Consider the following 22890-nt stretch of genomic DNA (forward strand, 5'->3'; position numbering starts at 1 on the left):
TGCTGTTAAGATGGGCAGCAGACCAAGGCGGATCAAGCGGGACGGTGCGTAGCCAAATCAGCGGGCGCGGCCCAGCATTGCCAGCCGGATCAGCGCCCGTTCCATCAGCGCCAGCGCCGGCGCGGTCTGACCGGCAGAGCGCAATGCCAGATCGGTGTCGGTGATGAGCGTCAGCGCGGTTTCCAGCCGGTTCGCGCCCCAGTTCTGCGCCTGCCGCAGCATCCGGTCGCGGCGCTTGCCATACAGCGGCGGACGCAATTGGCCGATGCCCTGTGCGGGGCCGCCGGGGGCAGAGGCGATGGTGTAAAGCGTGCGGAAATGCCGGGTTGCGCCGATGCACAGCGTGACCGCGTTGGTGCCCTGGGCCTGCAGGCGGCGGATCAGCGGGCCGATTTCGGCGCTGCGCCCTTCGGCCACCACGTTCAGCACATCATCCAGTGCGGCTTCGGTCGATTGCGGGGCAACGGCGCTGATATCCTCCAGCGACAGCGGGCTGCTGTCGCCGTGTTTATAAAGCGCCAGTTTCTCGATCATGCGGGAGAAATCGCCGGGGCCGACGTCATTGGCGATATCCGTCAGCGCCGACATGCTGTCGCCGGGCACGTCGCGGATGCCGGCCTCGCCCAGGATGCGTTCGATCTCGGCCCGCGAGGGCGGGTCGTCGTAGATGCCAACCGCATAGGCGTTGCTGTGGCCTTCAAATGCCTTGCGCAGCTTGGAGGAGGCTTTCAGCTGGCCTGCGGTGACAACGATCTGCGCGTCGCCCGGCTGCCATTCCTCCAGCGCTGCGGTGATGGCGGACGTTGCCGTGTCGTTGGCGCCCTCGACAAAGACCGCCCTGACGCCCGGAAAGAACCCCACTGCCTTGACCGCATCCAAGAGCTGCGCCGGGTCCTTGCGCAGGTCGCTGCCGGGCAGGCGGCTCAGGCGCATCTCTTCCTCGGCGCCGGGGCCAAGCAGTGCGGCCAGCACCTGCTGCCGCTTGAGCGACACGCGCATGGCGTCGGCGCCATAGATCAGGATGCCGGTCTTGCCCGGATCGGGCTTGGCGAAATAGCCGTCGGCCTCGCGCGGGGAGAGCTTCATTCTGCCGGAGCGGAAAGATCCGCCGTTGCCAGAATCTGGGTGGTGATCTGGTCCGCCAGGATCACCATCAGCCGCTCGTGCGCGTCGCGCTCGCCCGCCAATGTTTCCACGGTGGAGCCGGTGGCCGAGTAGCCGGTGAAGTTGCGCACGGTGCCGCTGGAGACGATATTGCCAGCTGACAATTCCGTTAGGGAATAGTTAACCGTTCCGATCACCGAGTAGCGGGTGATCTCGTTGTCCGCGGTAATCGCCTGGCCTTCTTCCTGGGTACTGAGCGTCAGATCCAGCTTGTAGGCTGCGCTGCCGCCGCGGCCCAGCCGCTGTTCCAGGTTCTGCACCAGGAAATAGGCATCAGTGCCAGTGGCGCCCTTGATTTCCTCCGGCGCCAGAACCGCGATCCGCCCATGCAGCGCGGTCCCGGTGCCGCCGGGGGCGTACACCGGGGTAAAGCCGCAGGCCGCTGCCAGCAGGGGCAGGGCCAGCAGCAGGGTTCTGCGGTTAAGCAACGACATTCACAATCCGGCCCGGCACCACGATCACCTTTTTCGGAGCGCCGCCATTCAGCGCCTTTTGCACAGCTTCATGCGCAAGGGCCAGTTTTTCAACCTCTGCCTTGTCCAGATCCTTGGCGACCTCAATCTCGCCGCGGCGCTTGCCGTTGATCTGGATCGGCAGGGTGACGGTGTCCTCGACCAGCATCGCCTCGTCCGCAACCGGCCAGGGCGCGGTGGCGCACAGGCCTTCGCCGCCCTGATGGTTCCAGATGTCCTCCGCCAGGTGCGGGGTCATCGGGGACATCAGCTGCGCCAGGGTCATCACGGCCTCGCGCTGCACCTTGTAGCTGGCCTTGGATTTCGACAGCGTGCCGGTGAAGGCATACAGCTTGGCGATCGCGGCGTTGAAACCGAAGGAATCGATGCCCAGCGTCACGTCGCGGATGCATTTGTGCATCTCGCGCAGAAGGTCTTCATCGCCTTCACCTTCTGCGTTCCGGTCCATCTCTCCGATCCGGTCGCACAAGTTCCAGACCCGGGTCAGGTGCTTGTGCGCAGCCTCGGCGCCAGACGCGGTCCATTCGACGTCCCGCTCGGGCGGCGAATCGGACAGCACGAACCAGCGCGCGGTATCCGCGCCGAAGGACGAGATGATGTGCAGCGGGTCCACAACGTTGTTCTTGGACTTCGACATCTTGGCGGAGGGGATGATCTCCACCTCTGTGCCGTCCTTCAGGAAACCCTTGCCGTCTTTCAGCTCCACTTCCTCGGGGTAGTGGTAGACCGGGCGGTGGTTCTCACCTGTGGTCTTGTAGATCGCGTGGGTCACCATGCCCTGGGTGAACAGCGCGTCAAACGGCTCCTTCGATTTCTCCGGAAGGTGGCCGCAGATGTGCATCGCACGGGCGAAGAAGCGCGAGTACAGCAGGTGCAGAATCGCGTGCTCGATGCCGCCGATGTACTGGTCGACGTTCATCCAGTATTCGGCCTCGGCCATGTCGGTCGGGGTTTCGGCGCGCGGAGCGGTGAAGCGGGCGAAATACCAGGACGAATCCACGAAGGTGTCCATGGTGTCGGTTTCGCGCTGGGCCGGCTTGCCGCAGGACGGACATTCGCAGTCGCGCCAGTCCGGGTGGCGGTCCAGCGGGTTGCCCGGCACCGAGAAGTCGATCGGCTTGCCGCCCTCATCATAGGGCAGGGCAATCGGCAGGTTCTCTTTCTTCTCCGGCACCACGCCGCAGGCTTCGCAATGGACGACAGGGATCGGGCAGCCCCAATAGCGCTGGCGGCTCAGCCCCCAGTCGCGCAGGCGGTATTTGGTGACACCCTGGCCCCAGCCGGCTTTTTCCGCGAAATCGACAGTGGCGTTGATCGCTTCTTCGCCAGTCGCCTCGGTCAGCCCGGCGAAGTGGTCGACCCAGCGGACCTTTTCGGACTTCGGCGGCACCAGAGCCTCGGCCGCGACCGGCGCGTCCTCATCCAGTGCAAAGAAGGCGTTGGTCACCGGCAGATCATACTTGCGGCAGAAATCCAGGTCGCGCTGGTCATGCGCCGGGCAGGCGAAGATTGCGCCGGTGCCGTAATCCATCAGGATGAAGTTGGCGATCCAGACGGGCAGTTCCCATTCCGGATTCAGCGGATGCTTGACGCGGATGCCGGTGTCATAGCCCAGCTTTTCCGCCGTCTCGATGGCTTCCTCGGTGGTGCCGCCCTTGCGGCACTCGGCGGCAAACGCCGCAACCTCTTCCGATTCGGCTTCCAGCGCCTTGGCGACCGGGTGGTCGGGCGAGATGCCGACGAAGGACGCGCCCATCAGCGTGTCAGGGCGGGTGGTGTAGACTTCAATCGGCTCACCGCCATCGGTGCGCTCAAACGAGAACTGCAGGCCGCGCGATTTACCGATCCAGTTTTCCTGCATCAGGCGGACCTTTGCGGGCCAGTTTTCCAAGCCGTCCAGCGCCGACAGCAGCTCTTCGGAGAAATCGGAGATTTTGAAGAACCATTGCGTCAGCTCGCGCCGCTCCACCAGCGCGCCGGAGCGCCAGCCGCGGCCGTTCTCGACCTGCTCGTTGGCGAGCACGGTCATGTCAATCGGGTCCCAGTTCACCACCGCGTTCTTGCGGTAGACCAGGCCCTTCTCCAGGAAGTCGAGGAACAGCGCCTGCTGCTGGCCGTAATACTCCGGATCGCAGGTGGCAAACATGCGGCTCCAGTCCAGCGACAGGCCCAGCGGTTTCATCTGCTCCACCATCGTGTCGATGTTCGAGTAGGTCCAGTCCTTGGGGTGCCCGCCAGAGGCCATCGCGGCGTTTTCGGCGGGCATGCCAAAGGCGTCAAACCCCATCGGGTGCAGCACGTTATGGCCGGTGGACAGCTTGTAGCGCGCGATCACGTCGCCCATGGTGTAGTTGCGCACATGGCCCATGTGCAGCTTGCCCGACGGGTAGGGGAACATCTCCAGCACGTAGTACTTGGGCTTATCGCCGGTTCGCTTGGCCTGGAAAATTCCGGCCTCGTCCCAGGCTTTCTGCCATCGTGCTTCGATTTCAGGAGCTATGTAACGCGGCATCAGAGCGGTCCTTTGCATGAAAACGCCGGGCAGGGGGCCCGGCGCATCTGATAATGGTGTTTGGCAGGTGATTCCAGTGCGCAGCGGGTCAGAGTTTCTTGTCCGCGATGCGTAGCTGGCGCGCGCGGGAAAGAATCGCGTCTTCGACCGCCCGGGTGGTGCCGGCGCTGACCGGGCCGCCCTTGGACTGCAGCGCAACATTCAGCGAACGCGCGTCCAGCGCCGGGTCCTTGATGTGGATGGTCGCCCGGTAGGAGCGGCCGCCGCCCGGCGGGGTGCCGTATCCCGTCACGATCACACCGGTGAACGGATCGACCGACTGCACCGGCAGGAAGGACAGCACATCCAGGCTTGCAGTCCACAGGTAGCGGTTCACCTGAACGGTCTGGTCCGGCTTGGCGTTCAGGAAGTCAAAGACGGAGGACTTGGTCGCCGCGCCCTGGACCTCTTCCTTGTGGCTGATTGTCCGGGCCGTGCTGGCAGGCGCGTCGCCGCCTCTGTTGCCGCCGCAAGCCGCGAGGCTGAGACAGATCGCACCAACCAAAGTTACCCGCAGGGTCTTTCCGTATTCCATAACCGCTCCCGGAGCCATTTTCTGCGCGAACACCTAACGCAAGCCAAGCCGGCGGAGCAAGGGCTTTGGCTTCTATAGTGCTGCGCTGGCGGGCGTTTGTGCCGTAAGCCGGGGCTTATCCGGCTGCCCCGGGCGCCGGGGGCGGGCAGACTGTGGCAAAGCTGCACCATCCGGGCCCGCATCGTTTCGCCTGACTTTCCCAACACTTGCCAAAACGGGGCCGAAAGAGCGAAACCCCTTGGCATACCCACGCCGGATTCCCCGGTTTGGGCTGAGGAATAGAAAACCGAGGGAAAAACATGAAAAAGGTTCTCTTCGCGACTACCGCGCTGATCGCCACCGCAGGCATGGCCGCGGCGGAAGTCAAAATCTCCGGCTACGGCCGTTTCGGCCTGGACTGGAACGAAGCCAACAGCGCTGTTGCTGGCACCGCCGAAACCAACATCACCAGCCGTTTCCGTCTGACCTTTGACGTGTCGACCGAAACCGACGGCGGCGTCACCGTTGGCGGCCGTATCCGTGCCCAGGCTCGCAGCCGTGACGGTGCACCGGGCACCGCTGCATGGTCCGCACCGCAGTTCCACGTCGCTTACGGCGGCCTGCGTGTGAACGTTGGCAACATCTGGGGCGCGATCGACTCCGCACCGGGCCTGTACCTGAACACCACCTCGGTTGGCACCGGCATCGACGGCATGGGCTTCAACTCCCTGGCCATCGGCAACGGCTTTGACTGGGATACCTTCACTTCCGCAGGCGCTGGCCGCAACGGCATCGAAGCTCTGTACTCCGCAGGCGGTTTCTCCGGCCACATCTCCTACTCGCAGTCGAACGGCGGTACCGTTCTCGGCGAAGCAAACGGCCTGGAACGCGCAGCAATCATGCTGAGCTACTCCTTCGGTGACTACTTCGTGACCGGTGCATACCAGTCCGAAGACAACGGCCGTGCGATCACCAAAAACGGCGCAGCTGTCAGCGCAGGCGACGACCTGATGTTCTTCGCTGCTGGCGCAGACTTCGGCCAGTTCGGCGCGACCCTGTCCTATGGTCAGACCGAAGAAGCTGACGCTGTGACCCTGGCTGGTGAAGCTGAAATCGGCGCAGCCTCGACCGTTGTTGCATGGGTGAACTCCACCGACATCGACACCGGTGTGACCGCTGGCCAGACCCGTCTCGACGGCACTGCCTTCGGCATCAACTACGAGTACGACCTGGGCGGCGGCGTGACCTTCGTTGCTGGCTACGTGAACACCGCAGCCAACACCAACGAAAACTCCGTTCAGGCAGGTCTGCACTTCAGCTTCTAAGCTGAAGCACGCCTAGCGTGACTTTCGGGGCGGGTTCCTTCGGGTCCCGCCCTTTTCTTTTGGCTCTTAACATTTGCAGGCAAACAGTGTTTTTTGCGGCCAAACAAAGATGAGGCCGGACCCATGCCGCTAGAAGAGATCAAATCCAGGATTGCCAAGGCCGAAGCAAAGGCGGGCCGCGCGCCGGGCAGTGTGCAGCTGATTGCGGTCTCCAAGGTGCAGCCGAACGAGCGGGTTGAGGCTGTGCTGGAAGAAGGCCATCGCTGTTTTGGCGAGAATAAGGTGCAGGAGGCCGCAGGCAAATGGCCTGATTTTGCCGAGCGATTCGACGGTATCGACTTGCACCTGATCGGCCCCTTGCAGACCAACAAAGCCCGCCAGGCGATGGAGCTGTTTGACAGCATTCACTCGGTGGACCGTCCCAAGCTGGCCAAGACCCTGGCCCGGCTGGCGCAGGAGCTGGGGAAATGCCCTGACCTGTTCATTCAGGTGAACACCGGCGAAGAGGAGCAGAAGGCGGGCGTGATGCCGGCGGATGCGGATGCTTTCATCGCTGAATGCCGCGCGCTGGATCTGCCGGTCAAGGGGCTGATGTGCATCCCGCCGGTGGATGAGGAGCCCAGCCTGCACTTCGCGCTGCTGGCCAAGATTGCCAAACGCAATGGCCTGCAGGGGCTGTCGATGGGCATGAGCGGCGATTTCGAGACTGCAATTGCACTTGGCGCGACCCATGTCCGCGTTGGCTCTGCCATTTTCGGCGCCCGAACCTATTGAGGCGCAAAAGTTCTGTGAAAACTTTCACCCAAGACTTTTTGGAAAAGTCTTGGGTGCGTCAGGCGCTGCCCAAGGGCGGCACAATGAGCCGGGTGCCCGGTTGGGTCCGGGCGGCCAGCCAGTGCAGGTGCGAGCGGGAAAAGGCGATGCAGCCCTCGGTGGGGAACCCCGGACGCCGCCACTGGTGCAGAAAGATCGCTGAGCCCTTGCCGGGCACGGCCTCCGGCCAGTTCCAATCCGTGATCAGGACCAGGTCATACAGCGGATCGGCACGGCGCAGCTTTTCGTGGCTGAACGCATAAGGCGCCCGGACATGATGGTTGTAGGCGCTGTGGCCTGCATCGTCCGACCACAAATCGCCTGGGCCGATCGGCTGTGCCCAGGGGGCAGGGCGGCTGAGGCGGTCCGGGCGGTAGAGCATGCCCGCAATCCGGTGGGTGCCAACGGGTGTGGCGCCATCGCCTTCGCGTTTGGCGCGGGACAGCCCGCCTTTGCCGATGGAGCAGGGCAGCATCCGGCCCAGGAAACGCACACCGCGCGGGGTCAGGACCAGATCGGCCGGCGTCATTACAGCATGTGCCCGGATTTGCGGGCCTTGGTGGCCAGATAATGCTGGTTGTGGGCGTTTTCACCGACTTTCAGGGCCACCCGTTCCGCGACATGAACGCCGGTTTTTTCCATCATCGCGATCTTGTTCGGGTTGTTGGTCAGCAGCCGCACCTGGGAAAATCCCATCTTTTGCAAAATGGCCGCCCCCAGGCGGAAATCACGCTCGTCATCCTCGAAGCCCAGGCGGTGGTTGGCCTCCACCGTGTCAAAGCCTTGATCCTGCAAGGAATAAGCGCGCATTTTATTGGCAAGCCCGATGCCGCGGCCCTCCTGATTAAGGTACAGCAGCACACCTGCGCCTTCTTCGCCCATCTGCGCCAGTGCGCCGCGCAGCTGCGGGCCGCAATCGCATTTGAGCGAGCCCAGCACATCGCCGGTGAAACAGGCGGAATGCAGCCGCGCCAGCACCGGTCTGGAGCGGTCGGGACGGCCGATTTCGACGGCATAATGCTCCTCGGCGCCGTCTTCGGGCCGGAAGATGTGCAACCGCCCGGCCTCGGCGGCGTCCATAGGCAGACGTGCGGCGGCAACCGGGTGCAAGGGCGAGCTTTCGCTGAGCAGCGGAGCTGCGGCAGTCCGCGAAATAGTGGTCAGCCCGTGATCCGCCGCAAAGGCGGCTGCACCGCTGAGCGGCACCAGCGCCGCGGCCGGCAGCAGACGTGCGGATTTCACCAGCGCGATTGCCAGCCGGTGCAAGTTTGCACTGCCGCCGCGCTGGCTGGACAGCGGGCCCTTCATCGGCGTGTTCAGGTCGTCCGCCGGGTCCGCCAGCGCCTGAATCCAGTCCAGACCTTCGGTGTCCGGGACGGTTACGCGGGCGGTGTCCTCGTCGTAAACCCGCGCTTTCAGCGTATCCGCCCTCCGCGCTGTCAGAGCCAGCGACAGATCCCCCAGCGCCCGCAGGTCCGCCAGGCGCGCCTCGGTCAGGGATTCGACAGCAATCGCCAGCGCTGCCTCATCGCCGCAGGTGAGCACCACCGGCAGGCCCATGCGCAGATCGACCCGGGCGCGGGCCAGCAATTCGATCATGGTGGGCATCAGGCTCATGCGGGGTATCCGGTGTTATTCTGTAACAAAGGCTCGCCGTCTTTACGCCCAAATGCAACGGATGTGAAACATTTTCCATGTCATGGACACGTCGGCGTGAGAGTTTTGCAGCAAATCTTGCCGCGGGCGCAAGGGATGCGCATTTGTGGTTCTAAGAACAGGAGGGTTAGCCGATGGCGCAACTGAAGAAAATTCTGCTGGTTGATGACGACGAAGACCTGCGCGAGGCCTTGAGCGAGCAACTGGTGATGACCGAGGACTTCGATGTCTTTGAGGCGGAGAACGGTCAAAGCGCGATGGAGCGCGCCAAGGAAGCCCTCTATGACCTGATCATACTGGATGTCGGCCTGCCGGATACCGACGGGCGGGAGCTGTGCCGCCTGATGCGCAAGCAGGGGGTAAAGGCGCCGATCCTGATGCTGACCGGCCATGACAGCGATGCCGACACTATCCTTGGGCTGGATGCCGGCGCCAATGACTATGTCTCCAAGCCGTTCAAATTCCCGGTGCTGCTGGCGCGGATCCGTGCTCAGCTGCGCCAGCATGAACAGTCCGAAGACGCGGTCTTTGCGCTGGGGCCGTATACGTTCAAGCCCGCGATGAAGCTGCTGATCACCGAAGACGACCGCAAGATCCGGCTGACCGAGAAAGAGACCAATATCCTCAAGTTTCTGTACCGCTCCAGCGATGGGGTGGTGCCGCGCGACGTGCTGCTGCATGAGGTTTGGGGCTACAATGCGGGTGTCACCACCCACACGCTGGAAACCCATATCTACCGGCTGCGGCAGAAAATTGAGCCCGATCCGTCCAATGCGCGCCTGCTGGTGACGGAATCAGGCGGATACCGGCTGGTCGCCTGAGGCATGGCGTTGAGCCAGATCAAAGAAGACAGTAGAGTTCATCTTTAGACTGTATTCGATCCCGCGCATATCCGGGTTACGATATGCACCTCCCTGTTGGACTTGGCCGGGCCTCGAGCCCGGCCTTTTTTTGGCGCTGGACCGCGCGGCGCCTTTGCGCAATTCATCTCTGGCCCTTCCTGGCCGGGGCGGGCAGTATCGCGCCCGAATCCGGATTTCATGATGAGGCGCGCGATGCCATTTACCCTTGCCACCTGGAACATCAACTCGGTCCGCCTGCGCGAGCCGATCGTGCAAAAGCTCTTGCAGGAGGAAGGGCCGGATGTGCTGTGCCTGCAGGAGTGCAAAAGCCCGGTGGAGAAGATCCCGGTGGAGGGGTTTGCGGCGCTTGGTTATGGCCACATGATCGCGCGCGGGCAGAAGGGCTATAACGGCGTTGCGATCCTGTCGCGGCTGCCGATCGAGGATATCGGCGAGCAGGACTTTGCCGGCCTGGGCCATGCCCGCCATGTGGCCGGACGGCTGGAAAACGGGGTAGTGATCCACAACTTTTATGTGCCGGCGGGCGGCGATGTGCCGGACCGGGACGTGAATGAGAAGTTCGGCCAGAAGCTGGATTACCTGACGGACATGCGCGACTGGTTCCATGCGGAAAAGCCGGAGAAATCCATTCTCGTCGGCGACCTGAATATTGCGCCGCGGGAGGATGACGTCTGGGATCACAAGAAGCTGCTGAAAGTGGTGAGCCACACGCCCGTAGAGGTCGAGCATCTGGCCGATACCCAAGAGGCCGGCGGCTGGGTCGACATCACCCGCCGGGATATTCCGGAGGGCAAACTGTACAGCTGGTGGTCGTACCGCGCGCGCGATTGGGACGCCGCGGACAAGGGGCGGCGGCTGGATCATGTCTGGGCGACGCCGGATATCGCAGGGGCGGGCCATTCCAGCCGGATTCTGCGCGATGCCCGCGGCTGGGAAAAACCCAGCGACCATGCGCCGGTGTTTGCAACCTTCGACCTGTGACGGAGGGCGGGGGGCTCCCGCCTGATCCGGGCCCTCCGGGGGAGGGCCCTCCTCAGTTGGGCCAGGCACTGCGCTGGCGCGCAGTGCGGGCACGCCGCGCGACAGCGCGGCGCGCGGCCCAACGCCGCCAGGGGGCTGGCGCAGCCAGGGCCCGCCAGCGGGGGCGGGAGAGCACCCGGTCAGCGCAGCCGGAACCGGAGCCGGACGGGCAGGCTCATCAGCGGCAGCGCCTGCCATGCGGCTGTAAACGCTCCAAGGATTGGCGTGCCGGTCCCAGGCGGCCTCGTCCGCGCGCATCAGCCGTTCCGGCGCGGCAAAAAGGCCAAACCGCGGCCGGGCCATGGGCAAACTCCTCTCTTGGTTTCCGGCGCACAGGATTCCATATAGGGGGGAAGTTCCAAGCGGAGAACAAACTGATGAGCGATATTATTGGCAGCGCCGCACCGGCGGGCGATCTGATCAAGGACGTGACCGAAGCAACCTTCATGCAGGACGTTGTCGAGGCGTCGATGCAAGCTCCGGTGATCGTGGATTTCTGGGCGCCCTGGTGCGGCCCCTGCAAGACCCTGGGCCCGATGCTGGAGGCCGCCGTCACCAAGGCCAAGGGTGCTGTGACCATGGCCAAGATCAATGTGGACGAAAACCAGCGCCTGGCCCAGGCGCTGGCGCAGCAGGGGCTGCCGCTGCAATCCATCCCGACCGTTGTCGCCTTTGTGCAGGGCCGCCCGGTCGACATGTTCCAGGGCGCCCTGCCGGCGTCGGAAATCGACGCCTTCCTGAAGAAGGTGATCGAGGCCGCGGGCGGCACCGCGGACGGCGGGCTTGGCGAAGCGCTGGAAGCCGCGGAGCAGATGCTGGCCGAAGGCGCGGTTGCGGATGCGGCCCAGACCTTTGCCGCTATCCTGGGCGAGGATGACAAGAATGCTGCGGCTTATGGCGGTCTGGCGCGGGCTCATATTGCGCTGGGCGAGTTGGATCAGGCCGAAGCGGTTCTGAACGGCGCGCCGGCGGAAATCGCCGAAGCCGCGGAAATCGAAGCAGCTTTTGCGCAAATCGAACTCGCGCGGCAGGCGGAAAATGCCGGCCCGGTGGCTGAGCTTCGGGCCGCTGTGGACGCAAACCCCGGGGATCATCAGGCCCGCTTCGACCTGGCGCAGGCCCTGCATGCATCGGGTGACACCGGGGCTGCCGTCGACGAGCTGCTGGAGCTGTTCCGCCGCGACCGGGAGTGGAATGACGGTGCCGCCAAGACGCAGCTCTTCACCATCTTCGACGCGCTCAAGCCGAACGACCCGGTGGTTCTGAACGGCCGGCGCAAACTGAGCTCAATGATATTTGCCTAAGATCGGGGCAGCACTACACTCTGTCCTATGATCCAGCCTGCTGATCTGCCGGACACGATTGCCGTGTTTCCCTTGCCCGGGGCGCTTTTGCTGCCCCGCTCGCGCCTGCCGCTGCACATCTTTGAGCCGCGGTATCTGCAAATGCTTGAAGACACGCTGAAAACGCGGCAGCGGCTGATCGGCATGGTGCAGCCTTGCCCGGGCCCGAACGGGCAAGATGAGGATCTGCATGCGATCGGCTGCGCCGGGCGGGTCACCCAGTTTTCCGAGACCGAGGACGGGCGGTATCTGGTCACGCTGTCAGGCGTGTCCCGATTCCGCGTCACCCGCGAGTCCAGCGGGTTTTCCCCGTACCGGCGCTGCGATGTCAGCTGGGCGGGCTTTGAACGGGACCTGGGCCGGTCGGAGGCGGATGAGACGCTGGACCGCCCTTCATTTCTGAATCTGCTGGAGCGGTTCTTTATGGCGCGCAGCCTGTCGACGGACTGGGAGGCCCTGAAAGAGGCTGAGGACGAGCTGCTGATCAATTCCCTGGCGATGCTCCTGGAGTTCGACCCTGAGGACAAACAGGCCTTGCTCGAGGCGCCTTGCCTTGCGACAAGGCGGGAAACGCTTGTCACTTTGATTGAATTCGCCCTGCGCGGCGGCTCTCAGGAGGAAACCCTGCAATGACCGAACCACAGGCGCCTGCCTTTGACCGGCGGATGCTGGAAGCGCTGGTCTGCCCGCTGACCCAGACGGTGCTGGACTACGATGCCCAGGCACAGGAGCTGATCTCGCGCGCGGCCAATCTTGCCTTCCCGATCCGCAACGGTATTCCAGTGATGCTGGTGGATGAGGCACGCGAGCTGGACTGAGGCCGGTCTCAGCTTGGAACGGTCCTGACAGCCGCAACCGGAGGGCTCCCGCGCCTTTGAAGTGCGCCGGCTGCACCGGCGGCCCTTGCAAGGCTTGGGCCCGGCACCGCGCTGAGGCGCGGCGCGGTTGTTCTGCCCGCGCAGCGTTCCGAGAAAAATGGGAGGCAGTGCCCCGCGGCGGCGAAGTCCAGTCAATAGCCGGAACACCGGAGGCTGTCCGCGCCGCAGCACTGCGCGCCAGCGCGGTGCCACGCCCAACTGTGCAGGGGCATCCCCGCGGGATGTTCCGGAGCAGGCGGGAGCACCCCCGCCGTTACCTTCTGCGCGACGCGACCTAGATCGCCCGGCCTTTCAGCAGCCGGGGCAGGTCGCCGGTCAGCCCGGCCGCCTCGCGCACGAAATTGCGGCGAAGCCCGGGGATCGTGCCGGCCACGCCCATGCCGATGTCCCGGCCCAGCCGCAAAAGCGGGTTATCATTTGAAAACAACCGGTTGAACACGTCCGTCGCTGCCGCCAGCGAGGCAGTGTCGAACCGGCGCCATTGCTGATAGCGCTCCATCACCAGCGGCGAGCCGATATCTTCGCCCCGCCGGGTGGCCTCGGTGATCACCTCGGCCAGCGCTCCAACATCGCGCAGGCCGGCGTTCAGGCCCTGACCGGCAATCGGGTGCATACCATGCGCGGCGTCACCGACCAGGGCCAGGCGGTCACCGATAAAGCTGTTGGCGATGGTCAGGTTCAGAGGGTAAGTAAAGCGCTTGCCGGCCAGGGAAATCTCTCCCAGGAAATCGCCGAACCGTGGACGCAGCGCTTGGATGTATTCCGCATCGCCCAGTGCGTGGATGGCCTTGGCGGTTTCGGTCCGCTCGCTCCACACAATTGACGACCGGTTGCCCGGCAGCGGCAGGATCGCCAGCGGCCCGGGCGGCATGAAGAACTGGTGTGCGATGCCGTGGTGCGGTTTTTCGTGGTCGATGGCGCAGACCAGCGCGGTCTGGCCGTAGTCCCAGCCGGTGCGTTTGATGCCGGCCCGCTGGGCGGTGCCGCTGCGGCGCCCGTCGGAACCGACCAGAACCTGGCCGCGCAGCTCTCCGCCGTCATCCAGCGTGACGGTCACGCCGGTCTGGTCCGGAGCCTGTGCGGTCACGGTCCGTCCCGACACCAGGGTAATGCCAGGAGCATCTTCCATCGCCTCCAGGAAGGCGCGGCGCAGGAAGCGGTCCTCGACCATGTATCCCATCGGGCCTTCTTCCAGCTCGGCATGGTCGAAATGGATAAAGAATGGCGACGGCCCGTGGCCTGCGTGCCCGTCCGTCACCTTGATCTCCAGCATCGGCTGCGCGTTGTCCCCGACATGCTGCCAGACACCGGTCTGCTGCAGCAGCCGCTGCGAGGCAAGCGCCAGCGCATAGCCGCGGCCGTCGAACCCCTCATCGGCCAGTTTGTCAGGGGTCAGCGAGTCGACCACGGTGACGCTGTGGCCGGTCTGTGCCAGGGCCAGGGCCAGTGCGGGACCGTTCAGCCCGCCGCCTACGATCAGGATATCGGACGCATTTTTCATGCCCCGCAATATGCGCCTGCTGGCGGGATTGTCCATGCAGGAAGCGCGGGATTGTGCCTGCGTCCTGCTGCCGCTACCGTCACCCGCAACTGCTTATGGGGAGACGGGCCTATGCAAGACTGGCTGACGATGACGGCCGCCGATCTGGGACGCGGGATTGAGGCGGGTGAAATCGGCCCGGTGGCGCTGAGCCGCTGCTATCTAGAGGCGATCGAAGCCCACCCCCTGAAAGACCGGATTTACACGCAGGTGACCCATGATCGCGCCATCGCCGAGGCGGAAGCGTCGCAGAAGCGTGCTGACCTGGGACTGCGCCGCTCGCTGCTGGACGGGGTGCCGGTCAGCTGGAAAGACCTGTTCGACAGCGCTGGCACGGCGACCGAATCCGGCTCTGACCTGCTGAAAGGCCGGGTGCCGGATCAGGATGCGGCTGTTCTGCGCAACGCAACCCTGATGGGCACGGTCTGCCTGGGCAAAACCCACATGAGCGAGCTGGCCTTTTCCGGCCTGGGCTTCAACCCGGTCAAGCAAACGCCGCCCTGTGTGAATGACCAGGCTGCGGCGCCGGGCGGGTCGTCCTCCGGTGCCGCGGCATCGGTGGCCTTTGGCCTGGCGGCGGCTGGTATCGGCTCCGATACGGGCGGCTCGGTGCGCATCCCCTCTGCTTGGAACGACCTGGTGGGCCTCAAGACCACCTCGGGCCGGATCACGCTGGAGGGCGTGGTGCCGCTGTGCCTGAAATTCGACACCATTGGCCCGCTGGCCCGCTCGGTGGAGGATGCGGGGCTGCTGCTAGGCGTGCTGGAGGGTACTGCGGGTCCTGACCTGCGCCATCCCGCCAGTCTCAAAGGGCGCCGTTTTGCCGATCTGCAGAACATCGTGCACGATGATCTGGACCCGAAAATTGCGGCGGCCTACCGGGAAACGCTGGAGAAGCTGAAGGAGGCTGGGGCGCAGATCGTGCCGCTGGAGGTGCCGGAGCTGGAAGAGGCTATGGGCCTCAGCCCGATTCTCTACACCACCGAAGCCTATGGCCTGTGGAAAGACGTGATCGAGGTATCGCCGCAGCTGATGTATCCGGAAATCCTGGAACGCTTCCGCACCGGTGCGCAGTTCAGCGGCCCGGATTATGTTGCGGCCTGGGCCAAGCTGGAACGCTGCCGGATGGCCTGGGATCAGGCTGTGGCCGGCTTTGATGCGGTGCTCAGCCCGGTCTCGCCGAACCTGCCGCCGAACCTGGAACGTCTGCAAAGCGACCACGACTATTACGTGCAGTCCAATCTGCTGGCCCTGCGCAATACGCGGGTCGGAAACCTGATGGGCGTTTGCGCGCTGTCGCTGCCCACCGGCACGCCCAGCTGCGGCCTGCAGGTGCTGGGCCAGCCGGACTGCGAGGAGGCGCTGCTGCGGACCGGTTCTGCGATTGAGGCCGCCTTGGCCTGAAAGCCACATTCGGTCCAGCGGGCCACTCACCGGGTGGACGCACCCGCCCGCCATCTGTAACCTGAGGCGCAAACGGGGCGCCAATGATCCCGTGACTGAGGCATAAGATATGGATTTTCCTGAGCGGTTTTCGAACCTGCCAGCCTATGCGTTTCCGCGCCTGCGGGCGCTTTTGGACCATCACACCCCCGGCGGGGATGTGGTGCATATGACCATTGGCGAGCCGAAACATGCTTTTCCGGCCTGGGTCACCGATGTCATCGCGGAAAACGCCGCCGGGTTTAACCAGTACCCGAACAACGACGGCACGCCGGAACTGCGCGGTGCCATTTCGGATTGGATCAGCCGCCGTTATGGCGTGAGCGCCGATCCGGAAACGCAGATCATGGCGCTGAACGGCACCCGCGAGGGGTTGTATAACGCCGCCATGGCACTGTGCCCGGAGCAGAAGAACGGCCAGAAGCCGGCAGTGCTCATCCCGAACCCGTTTTACCAGGTCTACATGGTCGCGACGATTTCGGTCGGCGCAGAGCCTGTGTTTATCCCCGCGACGGCAGCCACCGGTCATCTGCCGGACTATGAAAACCTGCCGGAGGACGTTCTGAACCGTACCGCAGTCGCCTATATCTGTTCCCCTGCCAACCCGCAGGGCGCTGTGGCGTCGCGCGACTACTGGACCCGGCTGATCCAGCTGGCCGAGAAACACGATTTCCGCATCTTCGCAGATGAATGCTATTCCGAAATCTACCGCGATGAGGCACCCGTGGGGGCGCTGACCGTGGCGCAGGAGCTGGGCGCCGATCCTGAACGCGTGGTGCTGTTCAACTCGCTGTCCAAACGGTCGAACCTGCCGGGCCTGCGCTCTGGCCTGATTGCGGGCGGGCCGGAAACCATCAAACGCGTCAAGCAGCTGCGGGCCTATTCCGGGGCTCCGCTGCCGGGTCCCTTGCAGGCTGCCGCCGCCAGGGTCTGGGCGGATGAGGCGCATGTGGCGGAGAACCGTGCGCTTTATCAGGAAAAATACAAGATCGCCGATGAGGTCTTCGACGGCCTCGACGGATATATGGCGCCCGAAGCGGGCTTCTTTCTGTGGCTTCCGGTGGACAACGGCGAGCAGGCCGCGCTGAAGCTGTGGACGGAAACCGGTGTGCGGGTGCTGCCCGGCGCTTATCTGGCGCAGGGCGAACCTGGGCAGAACCCGGGCGAGAGCTACATCAGGGTGGCGCTTGTCGCCCCCGCCGAGGACACCCGCAAGGCGCTGAGCACGCTGCGCGGCTGTCTTTACTGAATTCTGCTGCGCGGCGCCTGGCTGGGGGCCGCACAGCCAAGACCAAAAAACGGACAGGCGCGTGACCCCGCGGTGAACAGCGGGGCACGGGCAAAGGAAACGGAACTGAGGTAGGCATGGCATTTCAAACCCGCAGCCGCGATCCGCTGCTCGACAGCAATATGCAGGCGGCCATTGAAAAGCGCGGCAAGGAACTGATCGGGATCGCCCTGATTCTGGTGGGGCTGATGGTTGCGGCCATGCTTGGCTCCTACACGCCGGAGGATCCGAACTGGACCGTTTCCACTGACGCGCCGGTGCAGAACTGGCTGGGCCGCCCGGGCGCTTCTGTCTCCTTCATCCTGATCACCTTGTTCGGCAAGGCCAGCTGGGCGCTGCCGCTGTTCCTGTCGGCTTGGGGCCTGCGGTTTGTGCTGCACCGGGGCGAGGACCGGGTGGTCTGGCCGCTGCTGCTGTCGGTGCCTTGGCTGCTGATCGTGGCGCTGCATATGGAAACCCTGAATGCCAGCTCTACTTGGCAGCAGAACTATGATTTCGGCCTGGGCGGCATGGTGGGCTACACCTTCCTGGGCGCGCTCTTGGCGCTGCTGCCGGTCAGCCTGCATTTCATGGTCAAGATCATGTCGCTGCTGAGTGCGGCAGGGATGCTGGCGCTGGGCTGCGCCGTGCTGGGCTTTACCTGGCTGGAGGTGAAGAAAGGCCTGCACAAGGTCATGGTCGGGCTGATCCTGGGCTATGGCGCGGTTGCCGCTCTGCTGGGCCGCGGCGCCTCCAGCGGGCTGCAGGCCGCGATGACCTACCGCAAGGAGCGGGCCGGACGGGCACCAGAAGCCGATGAGGCTGCCGCCTATGCAAGCGAAGACCAAGGCCCGGAGATGTTCGAGGACTATCCCGAAGAGCCCTATGGCGATTATATGGATGAGGCTGCCCGGGCAGAGCCGGCAGCGCCGGCCAAGGGTGGGCTGCTGTCCCGAATGCCGGGGCTGATCCGCCGCGCCGCGCCTGCGCCGGCGGCAGAACACGCCCATGCGGCAGAGATGCAGGCAGCGGATGACGCTGAAACTTTGCCAGAGGGAGAGGCCGGCGAGGACCGGATTTCCCAGAAAATCGCCAATGCCGTCCGCATCCGCCGTGCCGCTGATGTGCCGCCGGAACAGGATCCGAACCTGCCGCTGACCAAAGGCCGCGGTCAGCGCCCTGCGCCGCTGATCTTCAATCCGGCAGCCGCCCAGGGCGGGCTGCCGCCCGAGCCGCCGCTGACCGCAGCGCTGAACCCGGTGCCGCCGCTTCCGGACGAGCCGCCCCTGGTCTGGCAGGCGCCTGCGGAGGAGGCTGCGATCCCCGAAGCGCCAGTTGAAGCGCCAGTTGCAGAGCGGCACGAAGATCCCGACTCCGGCGGCGATGCTCCCGGTCCCGATACGCTGACCCCGGACCACGTGCCCTCCGAAGCGCTTCCGCTGTCCGCCGCGCCGGCTTCGCCCGCCCCGGAAAAAACCAAGGCAGGGCCGCGCCTGACCGTTGACCTGCCGGTGGCAGAGCCGCGCAAGGCAGTTGTTGAAAAGCCGGTGCGCAAGACTGTGCAGCCGTCGGCGCGCGCCAAGGCCGAGGCCCAGCCAAATCTGGCCTTTGACGACAGCAGCAGCGATTTCGAGCTGCCGCCGCTCAGCCTGCTGACCAACCCGGCAAGCATCGAGCGCCACCACCTCAGCGATGAAGCGCTGGAAGAAAACGCCCGGATGCTGGAAACGGTGCTGGACGACTATGGCGTCAAGGGCGAGATCGTCTCGGTCCGTCCCGGCCCTGTGGTGACCATGTATGAGCTGGAGCCGGCGCCGGGCCTCAAGGCCTCGCGTGTGATCGGCCTGGCGGATGACATCGCGCGCTCCATGTCGGCGCTGTCGGCGCGGGTGTCCACCGTGCCCGGCCGCACCGTGATCGGCATCGAACTGCCGAACGAGAACCGTGAGAAGGTGGTGCTGCGCGAAATCCTGTCCTCCCGCGACTTCGGCGACGGCAACCACGCGCTGCCGCTGGCGCTGGGCAAGGATATCGGCGGCGACGCCATGGTCGCGAACCTGGCAAAGATGCCGCACCTGCTGATCGCGGGCACCACCGGCTCCGGTAAGTCGGTGGCGATCAACACCATGATCCTGTCGCTGCTGTACAAGCTGACCCCGGATGAATGCCGCCTGATCATGATCGACCCCAAGATGCTGGAACTGTCGGTCTATGACGGCATCCCGCATCTGCTGTCCCCTGTTGTGACCGACCCGAAAAAGGCGGTTGTGGCCCTGAAGTGGGTCGTCGGCGAGATGGAAGACCGCTACCGCAAGATGTCCAAGATGGGCGTGCGCAACATCGCGGGCTACAACGGCCGGGTGAAGGATGCGCTGGCCAAGGGCGAAATGTTCTCGCGCACGGTGCAGACCGGATTTGATGACGACACCGGCGAGCCGGTGTTCGAGACTGAAGAGTTCGAACCCAAGGCACTGCCTTATATCGTCGTGATCGTTGACGAGATGGCCGACCTGATGATGGTCGCGGGCAAGGAGATCGAGGCGTGTATCCAGCGCCTTGCGCAAATGGCGCGGGCCTCCGGCATCCACCTGATCATGGCCACCCAGCGTCCCTCGGTCGATGTGATCACCGGCACCATCAAGGCAAACTTCCCGACCCGGATTTCCTTCCAGGTGACCTCCAAGGTCGACAGCCGCACCATTCTGGGCGAGATGGGCGCTGAGCAGCTCTTGGGCATGGGCGACATGCTTTATATGGCAGGCGGCGCCAAGATCACCCGCTGCCACGGCCCGTTCTGTTCGGATGAAGAGGTTGAGGAGGTGGTAAACCACCTCAAGCAATTCGGCCCGCCGGATTACGTCGGCAGCGTGCTGGACGGCCCCGACGACGACAAGGCCGATAATATCGACGCGGTTCTGGGGCTGAACACCGGCGGCAACACCAATGGCGAGGATGCGCTCTATGATCAGGCTGTTGCCATCGTGATCAAGGACCGCAAGTGCTCCACCTCCTACATCCAGCGCAAGCTGGCGATCGGGTACAACAAAGCGGCCCGTCTGGTGGAGCAGATGGAAGAAGAGGGCGTCGTCTCTGCCGCCAACCACGTTGGCAAGCGGGAAATTCTGGTTCCCGAACAGTGAGCTGACAAAATTCTGCCGATGCCGGATCCTCGCGGGTCCGGCATCTTCACATCTGCAATGCCGCACCTATGTTGGACTCATGAAACGGATTGCACTTGCCATTGCGCTGACCCTCGCCGCGCCGGCGTCCTGGGCGGCAGAGAAATTGAGCCTGAACGAGATTTCCAGTTATCTGAACGGGATCTCCACAGCGTCTTCACCCTTCACCCAAATCAACGATGATGGCAGCCTGTCGACCGGTAAGCTGTATATGCACCGGCCGGGGCGGATGCGGTTTGAGTATGACGGCAAGGGCGGCGGCACGGTGGTGGCCGGCGGCGGGGCGGTGGTGATTCACGACCCCAAGTCGAACCAGCCGCCAGAGACCTATCCGCTGAAACGGACGCCGCTGTCGATTATCCTCGACCGCCGGGTGGATCTGGGTCGCGCCAACATGGTGGTGGGGCACAGCTTTGACGGAACCTCGACCATCGTGCGGGCGCAGGATCCGGAGCATCCGGATTACGGCAGTATCGAGATGATGTTCACCGGTGATCCGGTGGAGCTGCGCAAGTGGGTGATCCATGACAGCGCAGGGGGCAAGACAACCGTCATCCTGGGCGCAATGACAACCGGCCAGAAGCTGTCTTCCAGTCTGTTCGCCACCAGCGGCAGATCCCGCTAAGGCACGTCCCACAGCGCAACGGCGGCTCCCGCGCCCGCGGCTGCTCCGGCTGCGCCGGAACCGCCTGTCGGCCTTGGGCCCGGCGCCGGGCTGGCGCCCGGCGCGCAACCGCGTTCTTCCAGCTGTAACAGGGCAAACGGCACGGTACCGCACCGCGCGTCAGCGCGGTGCCCGGCCCAACGGCTGAGCGTCTTTCGCCAGAAAGACCGCGAGGCGGGCGGGAGCGCCGCGCCTGCTGGGCCTCAGCGGAACTTGCGGCAGGTGGCGAGCTGCGCCTGATAGGTCTGAGCGCGGGATTCGACCTTGCCGGCCACCCGCATCAGCCAGGATTTCGACCGGTAGCTGCCGCGGGCATAACCGTAATGGCCCTCGTGATAGGCCAGGTACTGATTGCGCGCATCATAGAGCGGGATGCCGTTTTTCTCGTAGCTCTTGCGCATGTACCAGCCCATGAAATCAGCGGCATCGCTGATCCGGTCGCGCTTGGCCCGGCGCCGGCCGGTATCGCGGCGGTAATCGTCCCAGGTGCCGTCCAGGGCCTGGCTGTAGCCATAGGCGCTGGATTGCCGCCCGACCGGGATCACGCCCAGCAGGAACTGGTGCGGCGTGCGGGCGTCGCCGCGGAACCGGCTTTCGTGATAGATGGTTGCCATCTGCACATGCACCGGCACGCCCCAGCGGCGCTGGGTGGCGCGGAACGCCTTCAGGTATTCGGGGCGCTGCTGGATGATGCTGCACGCGTTATCCAGGTTGCGCGGCGGCGCTTTGTGCCCGCCTCCGCATGACGCGACCGCCATCAGGAGTACAAGGGCGCTCAGGAATCTGCTCATTGCCTCAGCCCATTTTTGTATTGGGTATGTTTTCGGCAACTCTAGCGGATTGCGGCCGGTGTGAAAATCAAATTTCCAGCACCTGGCTCAGCAGCAGCGGCAGCAGCAGCGCCGACATCAGGGTCGAGACCACCACAAGCCCCGCCACGGCGCTGGAATCTGCCTCGAATTTCTCTGCCAGCAGATAGGCGGTGACGGCGACGGGGGTGGCCAGCTGGAGGATCAGCACGCCCGAAGCCGTCGGATCCAGTCCGAACGCCACCGCAAGGCCCCAGCCCGCGGCGGCGCTGACCAGGAACTTCACCAGTGACAGCGCAACCGCCTTGCCGGTTTCGCCGGGCGTCAGCCGGGCCACGGCGGTCCCGAGGGTGATCAGCATCAGCGGCACCGCCATCTGCCCGGTCAGCTCCAGCGCGTTGGTCAGGAAACGCGGGGTTTCCCAGTCCTGCCACAGGAACAGCGCGCCCAGCAGTGTGGCCCAGACCATAGGCTCCCGGATGGCCTTGCTGCCCGCACTGTGCCCGGCCACCAGGTAGATGCCATAAGTGAAAGACAGGATGGCAGACACGGCGAGCATGACGACGGCATAGCCAAGCCCGGCCTCGCCAAAGGCAAACATCGCCAGCGGAATGCCCAGGTTGCCGGTGTTGCCAAAGATAAACGGCGCCAGATAGGTCCGCCGCTCCAGCCCGCCGGTGCGGCAGAGGATCTCGCCCGCTACTGCCATCACCGCATGTCCTGCCAGCGCGGCCAGCACGAATGTCCCCAGCGCCGCCTTGTCCAGGCTGGTGTTCATCAGCGCGGTGAAGATCAGGCAGGGCACCGCCAGCGTCATTGCCAGCCGGGTGACAAACTGGGTCCGGAACTCAAAACCAAGTTTCACCCAGAGGAACCCGGCCAGGGCCAGGAGGAACACCGGAGCGGTGATTTCGAGCACTGTCAGAGCCAGGTTCACAATCTGTTTCCCCGAAAATTTGCGCCAAGAGTTGGACAATTGCTGCGCGAGCGCGCTATTTACAAAGAACGGGGGCTAGCATGACCATGTTAAGAACACGAGCGAAATACAACCTTGGGCAGGTCGTCCGCCACCGGAAGCACCCCTTCCGCGGGGTGGTTTTCGACGTTGATCCGGAATTCTCCAACACCGAGGAGTGGTACGAGGCAATCCCCGAGGACAGCCGTCCGGTGAAGGACCAGCCTTTCTACCACCTGCTGGCGGAGAACGACCAAAGCTACTATGTGGCCTATGTCTCGGAGCAGAACCTGGTGGCGGATTACTCCGGGGAGCCGGTCGGCCACCCGGACGTGCCTGAGATGTTCGGCAATTTCGATGGCGGCGCCTATGCGCTGCACTACCAGTTGAACTGAGAGCCGCACGAGACCGGCCGCTGATCGAAACAGTGGCA

The 22890-nt window shown here is 64.4% G+C and carries 21 protein-coding genes; 12 read left to right on the top strand and 9 right to left on the bottom strand.

Annotation, left to right across the window (positions count from 1 at the left end):
- Positions 1–57 precede the first annotated feature (57 nt).
- The 4 genes from holA to CAER_RS0114520 form a co-directional block, all read right to left on the bottom strand.
- Positions 58–1086: a DNA polymerase III subunit delta gene (gene holA / locus CAER_RS0114505; RefSeq protein WP_027236040.1), complete on the bottom strand. Its 1029-nt coding sequence runs from the start codon at positions 1084–1086 to the stop codon at positions 58–60.
- Positions 1083–1598: an LPS assembly lipoprotein LptE gene (gene lptE, locus CAER_RS0114510; protein WP_027236041.1), complete on the bottom strand. Its 516-nt coding sequence runs from the start codon at positions 1596–1598 to the stop codon at positions 1083–1085. Before lptE ends, holA begins: the two co-directional genes overlap by 4 nt.
- Positions 1585–4149: a leucine--tRNA ligase gene (gene leuS, locus CAER_RS0114515; protein WP_027236042.1), complete on the bottom strand. Its 2565-nt coding sequence runs from the start codon at positions 4147–4149 to the stop codon at positions 1585–1587. Before leuS ends, lptE begins: the two co-directional genes overlap by 14 nt.
- Positions 4150–4237: 88 nt before the next feature.
- The gene (locus CAER_RS0114520) at positions 4238–4723 is read right to left on the bottom strand and encodes a DUF3576 domain-containing protein (RefSeq protein WP_027236043.1); all 486 of its coding nucleotides are present in this window, start codon (positions 4721–4723) and stop codon (positions 4238–4240) included.
- Between the two features lie 299 nt (positions 4724–5022).
- On the opposite strand from CAER_RS0114520, the gene CAER_RS0114525 reads away from it, so the two are divergent.
- Both CAER_RS0114525 and CAER_RS0114530 read left to right on the top strand, forming a co-directional pair.
- Positions 5023–6027, top strand: a complete 1005-nt coding sequence (locus tag CAER_RS0114525) for a porin (protein ID WP_027236044.1) — start codon at positions 5023–5025, stop codon at positions 6025–6027.
- A 123-nt stretch (positions 6028–6150) separates the two neighbouring features.
- Entirely contained in the window at positions 6151–6801 is a 651-nt protein-coding gene (locus CAER_RS0114530) for a YggS family pyridoxal phosphate-dependent enzyme (RefSeq protein ID WP_027236045.1), read from the top strand.
- 58 nt (positions 6802–6859) lie between these two features.
- On the opposite strand, the gene CAER_RS0114535 is transcribed toward CAER_RS0114530, so the two are convergent.
- Entirely contained in the window at positions 6860–7369 is a 510-nt protein-coding gene (locus tag CAER_RS0114535; RefSeq protein WP_027236046.1) for a L,D-transpeptidase family protein, read from the bottom strand.
- The gene (ribA, locus tag CAER_RS0114540) at positions 7369–8457 is read right to left on the bottom strand and encodes a GTP cyclohydrolase II (protein WP_027236047.1); all 1089 of its coding nucleotides are present in this window, start codon (positions 8455–8457) and stop codon (positions 7369–7371) included. The genes CAER_RS0114535 and ribA overlap by 1 nt, the downstream gene beginning before the upstream one ends.
- Positions 8458–8630: 173 nt before the next feature.
- Between ribA and CAER_RS0114545 the strand changes: the two genes are divergently transcribed.
- The 5 genes from CAER_RS0114545 (at position 8631) to CAER_RS0114565 (ending at position 12540) form a co-directional block, all read left to right on the top strand.
- Entirely contained in the window at positions 8631–9317 is a 687-nt protein-coding gene (locus tag CAER_RS0114545; protein ID WP_027236048.1) for a response regulator transcription factor, read from the top strand.
- Between the two features lie 234 nt (positions 9318–9551).
- Positions 9552–10340, top strand: coding sequence for an exodeoxyribonuclease III (locus CAER_RS0114550; RefSeq protein ID WP_027236049.1), 789 nt, complete (start codon positions 9552–9554; stop codon positions 10338–10340).
- A 416-nt stretch (positions 10341–10756) separates the two neighbouring features.
- The gene (locus tag CAER_RS0114555) at positions 10757–11683 is read left to right on the top strand and encodes a thioredoxin family protein (RefSeq protein ID WP_027236050.1); all 927 of its coding nucleotides are present in this window, start codon (positions 10757–10759) and stop codon (positions 11681–11683) included.
- A gap of 27 nt (positions 11684–11710) precedes the next feature.
- Positions 11711–12355: an LON peptidase substrate-binding domain-containing protein gene (locus CAER_RS0114560; protein WP_027236051.1), complete on the top strand. Its 645-nt coding sequence runs from the start codon at positions 11711–11713 to the stop codon at positions 12353–12355.
- Positions 12352–12540, top strand: a complete 189-nt coding sequence (locus CAER_RS0114565; RefSeq protein WP_027236052.1) for a Trm112 family protein — start codon at positions 12352–12354, stop codon at positions 12538–12540. Before CAER_RS0114560 ends, CAER_RS0114565 begins: the two co-directional genes overlap by 4 nt.
- A 334-nt stretch (positions 12541–12874) precedes the next feature.
- On the opposite strand, the gene CAER_RS0114570 is transcribed toward CAER_RS0114565, so the two are convergent.
- Entirely contained in the window at positions 12875–14101 is a 1227-nt protein-coding gene (locus tag CAER_RS0114570) for an FAD-dependent monooxygenase (RefSeq protein ID WP_027236053.1), read from the bottom strand.
- A gap of 111 nt (positions 14102–14212) precedes the next feature.
- On the opposite strand from CAER_RS0114570, the gene CAER_RS0114575 reads away from it, so the two are divergent.
- The 4 genes from CAER_RS0114575 (at position 14213) to CAER_RS0114590 (ending at position 20654) form a co-directional block, all read left to right on the top strand.
- The gene (locus CAER_RS0114575; RefSeq protein ID WP_027236054.1) at positions 14213–15544 is read left to right on the top strand and encodes an amidase; all 1332 of its coding nucleotides are present in this window, start codon (positions 14213–14215) and stop codon (positions 15542–15544) included.
- A gap of 109 nt (positions 15545–15653) precedes the next feature.
- Positions 15654–16832: an aminotransferase class I/II-fold pyridoxal phosphate-dependent enzyme gene (locus CAER_RS0114580; protein ID WP_027236055.1), complete on the top strand. Its 1179-nt coding sequence runs from the start codon at positions 15654–15656 to the stop codon at positions 16830–16832.
- A 116-nt stretch (positions 16833–16948) separates the two neighbouring features.
- On the top strand, positions 16949–19990 hold the full coding sequence (locus tag CAER_RS0114585; protein WP_027236056.1) for a DNA translocase FtsK: 3042 nt from the start codon (positions 16949–16951) through the stop codon (positions 19988–19990).
- Positions 19991–20069: 79 nt separating this feature from the next.
- Complete coding sequence (locus CAER_RS0114590; RefSeq protein WP_027236057.1) at positions 20070–20654, top strand: LolA family protein; 585 nt, start codon at positions 20070–20072, stop codon at positions 20652–20654.
- A 242-nt stretch (positions 20655–20896) separates the two neighbouring features.
- Here the strand turns inward: CAER_RS0114590 and CAER_RS0114595 are convergent, their stop codons facing one another.
- A complete protein-coding gene (locus tag CAER_RS0114595; protein ID WP_027236058.1) occupies positions 20897–21484 on the bottom strand; it encodes a transglycosylase SLT domain-containing protein in 588 nt (195 codons plus the stop codon).
- Positions 21485–21551: 67 nt separating this feature from the next.
- A complete protein-coding gene (locus CAER_RS0114600; protein WP_027236059.1) occupies positions 21552–22439 on the bottom strand; it encodes an AEC family transporter in 888 nt (295 codons plus the stop codon).
- Between the two features lie 86 nt (positions 22440–22525).
- Here CAER_RS0114600 and hspQ point away from each other — a divergent pair, with 86 nt between their 5' ends.
- Positions 22526–22852, top strand: a complete 327-nt coding sequence (gene hspQ, locus CAER_RS0114605; protein ID WP_027236060.1) for a heat shock protein HspQ — start codon at positions 22526–22528, stop codon at positions 22850–22852.
- Positions 22853–22890 lie beyond the last annotated feature (38 nt).

The organism is Leisingera caerulea DSM 24564 (assembly GCF_000473325.1).
Lineage (GTDB): Bacteria > Pseudomonadota > Alphaproteobacteria > Rhodobacterales > Rhodobacteraceae > Leisingera > Leisingera caerulea.

Coding starts and splice junctions, on each gene's coding strand:
- holA (WP_027236040.1), bottom strand. CDS start 1,086: ATGAAGCTCTCCCCGCGCGAGGCCGACGGCTATTTCGCCAAGCCCGAT.
- lptE (WP_027236041.1), bottom strand. CDS start 1,598: ATGTCGTTGCTTAACCGCAGAACCCTGCTGCTGGCCCTGCCCCTGCTG.
- leuS (WP_027236042.1), bottom strand. CDS start 4,149: ATGCCGCGTTACATAGCTCCTGAAATCGAAGCACGATGGCAGAAAGCC.
- CAER_RS0114520 (WP_027236043.1), bottom strand. CDS start 4,723: ATGGAATACGGAAAGACCCTGCGGGTAACTTTGGTTGGTGCGATCTGT.
- CAER_RS0114525 (WP_027236044.1), top strand. CDS start 5,023: ATGAAAAAGGTTCTCTTCGCGACTACCGCGCTGATCGCCACCGCAGGC.
- CAER_RS0114530 (WP_027236045.1), top strand. CDS start 6,151: ATGCCGCTAGAAGAGATCAAATCCAGGATTGCCAAGGCCGAAGCAAAG.
- CAER_RS0114535 (WP_027236046.1), bottom strand. CDS start 7,369: ATGACGCCGGCCGATCTGGTCCTGACCCCGCGCGGTGTGCGTTTCCTG.
- ribA (WP_027236047.1), bottom strand. CDS start 8,457: ATGAGCCTGATGCCCACCATGATCGAATTGCTGGCCCGCGCCCGGGTC.
- CAER_RS0114545 (WP_027236048.1), top strand. CDS start 8,631: ATGGCGCAACTGAAGAAAATTCTGCTGGTTGATGACGACGAAGACCTG.
- CAER_RS0114550 (WP_027236049.1), top strand. CDS start 9,552: ATGCCATTTACCCTTGCCACCTGGAACATCAACTCGGTCCGCCTGCGC.
- CAER_RS0114555 (WP_027236050.1), top strand. CDS start 10,757: ATGAGCGATATTATTGGCAGCGCCGCACCGGCGGGCGATCTGATCAAG.
- CAER_RS0114560 (WP_027236051.1), top strand. CDS start 11,711: ATGATCCAGCCTGCTGATCTGCCGGACACGATTGCCGTGTTTCCCTTG.
- CAER_RS0114565 (WP_027236052.1), top strand. CDS start 12,352: ATGACCGAACCACAGGCGCCTGCCTTTGACCGGCGGATGCTGGAAGCG.
- CAER_RS0114570 (WP_027236053.1), bottom strand. CDS start 14,101: ATGAAAAATGCGTCCGATATCCTGATCGTAGGCGGCGGGCTGAACGGT.
- CAER_RS0114575 (WP_027236054.1), top strand. CDS start 14,213: ATGCAAGACTGGCTGACGATGACGGCCGCCGATCTGGGACGCGGGATT.
- CAER_RS0114580 (WP_027236055.1), top strand. CDS start 15,654: ATGGATTTTCCTGAGCGGTTTTCGAACCTGCCAGCCTATGCGTTTCCG.
- CAER_RS0114585 (WP_027236056.1), top strand. CDS start 16,949: ATGGCATTTCAAACCCGCAGCCGCGATCCGCTGCTCGACAGCAATATG.
- CAER_RS0114590 (WP_027236057.1), top strand. CDS start 20,070: ATGAAACGGATTGCACTTGCCATTGCGCTGACCCTCGCCGCGCCGGCG.
- CAER_RS0114595 (WP_027236058.1), bottom strand. CDS start 21,484: ATGAGCAGATTCCTGAGCGCCCTTGTACTCCTGATGGCGGTCGCGTCA.
- hspQ (WP_027236060.1), top strand. CDS start 22,526: ATGTTAAGAACACGAGCGAAATACAACCTTGGGCAGGTCGTCCGCCAC.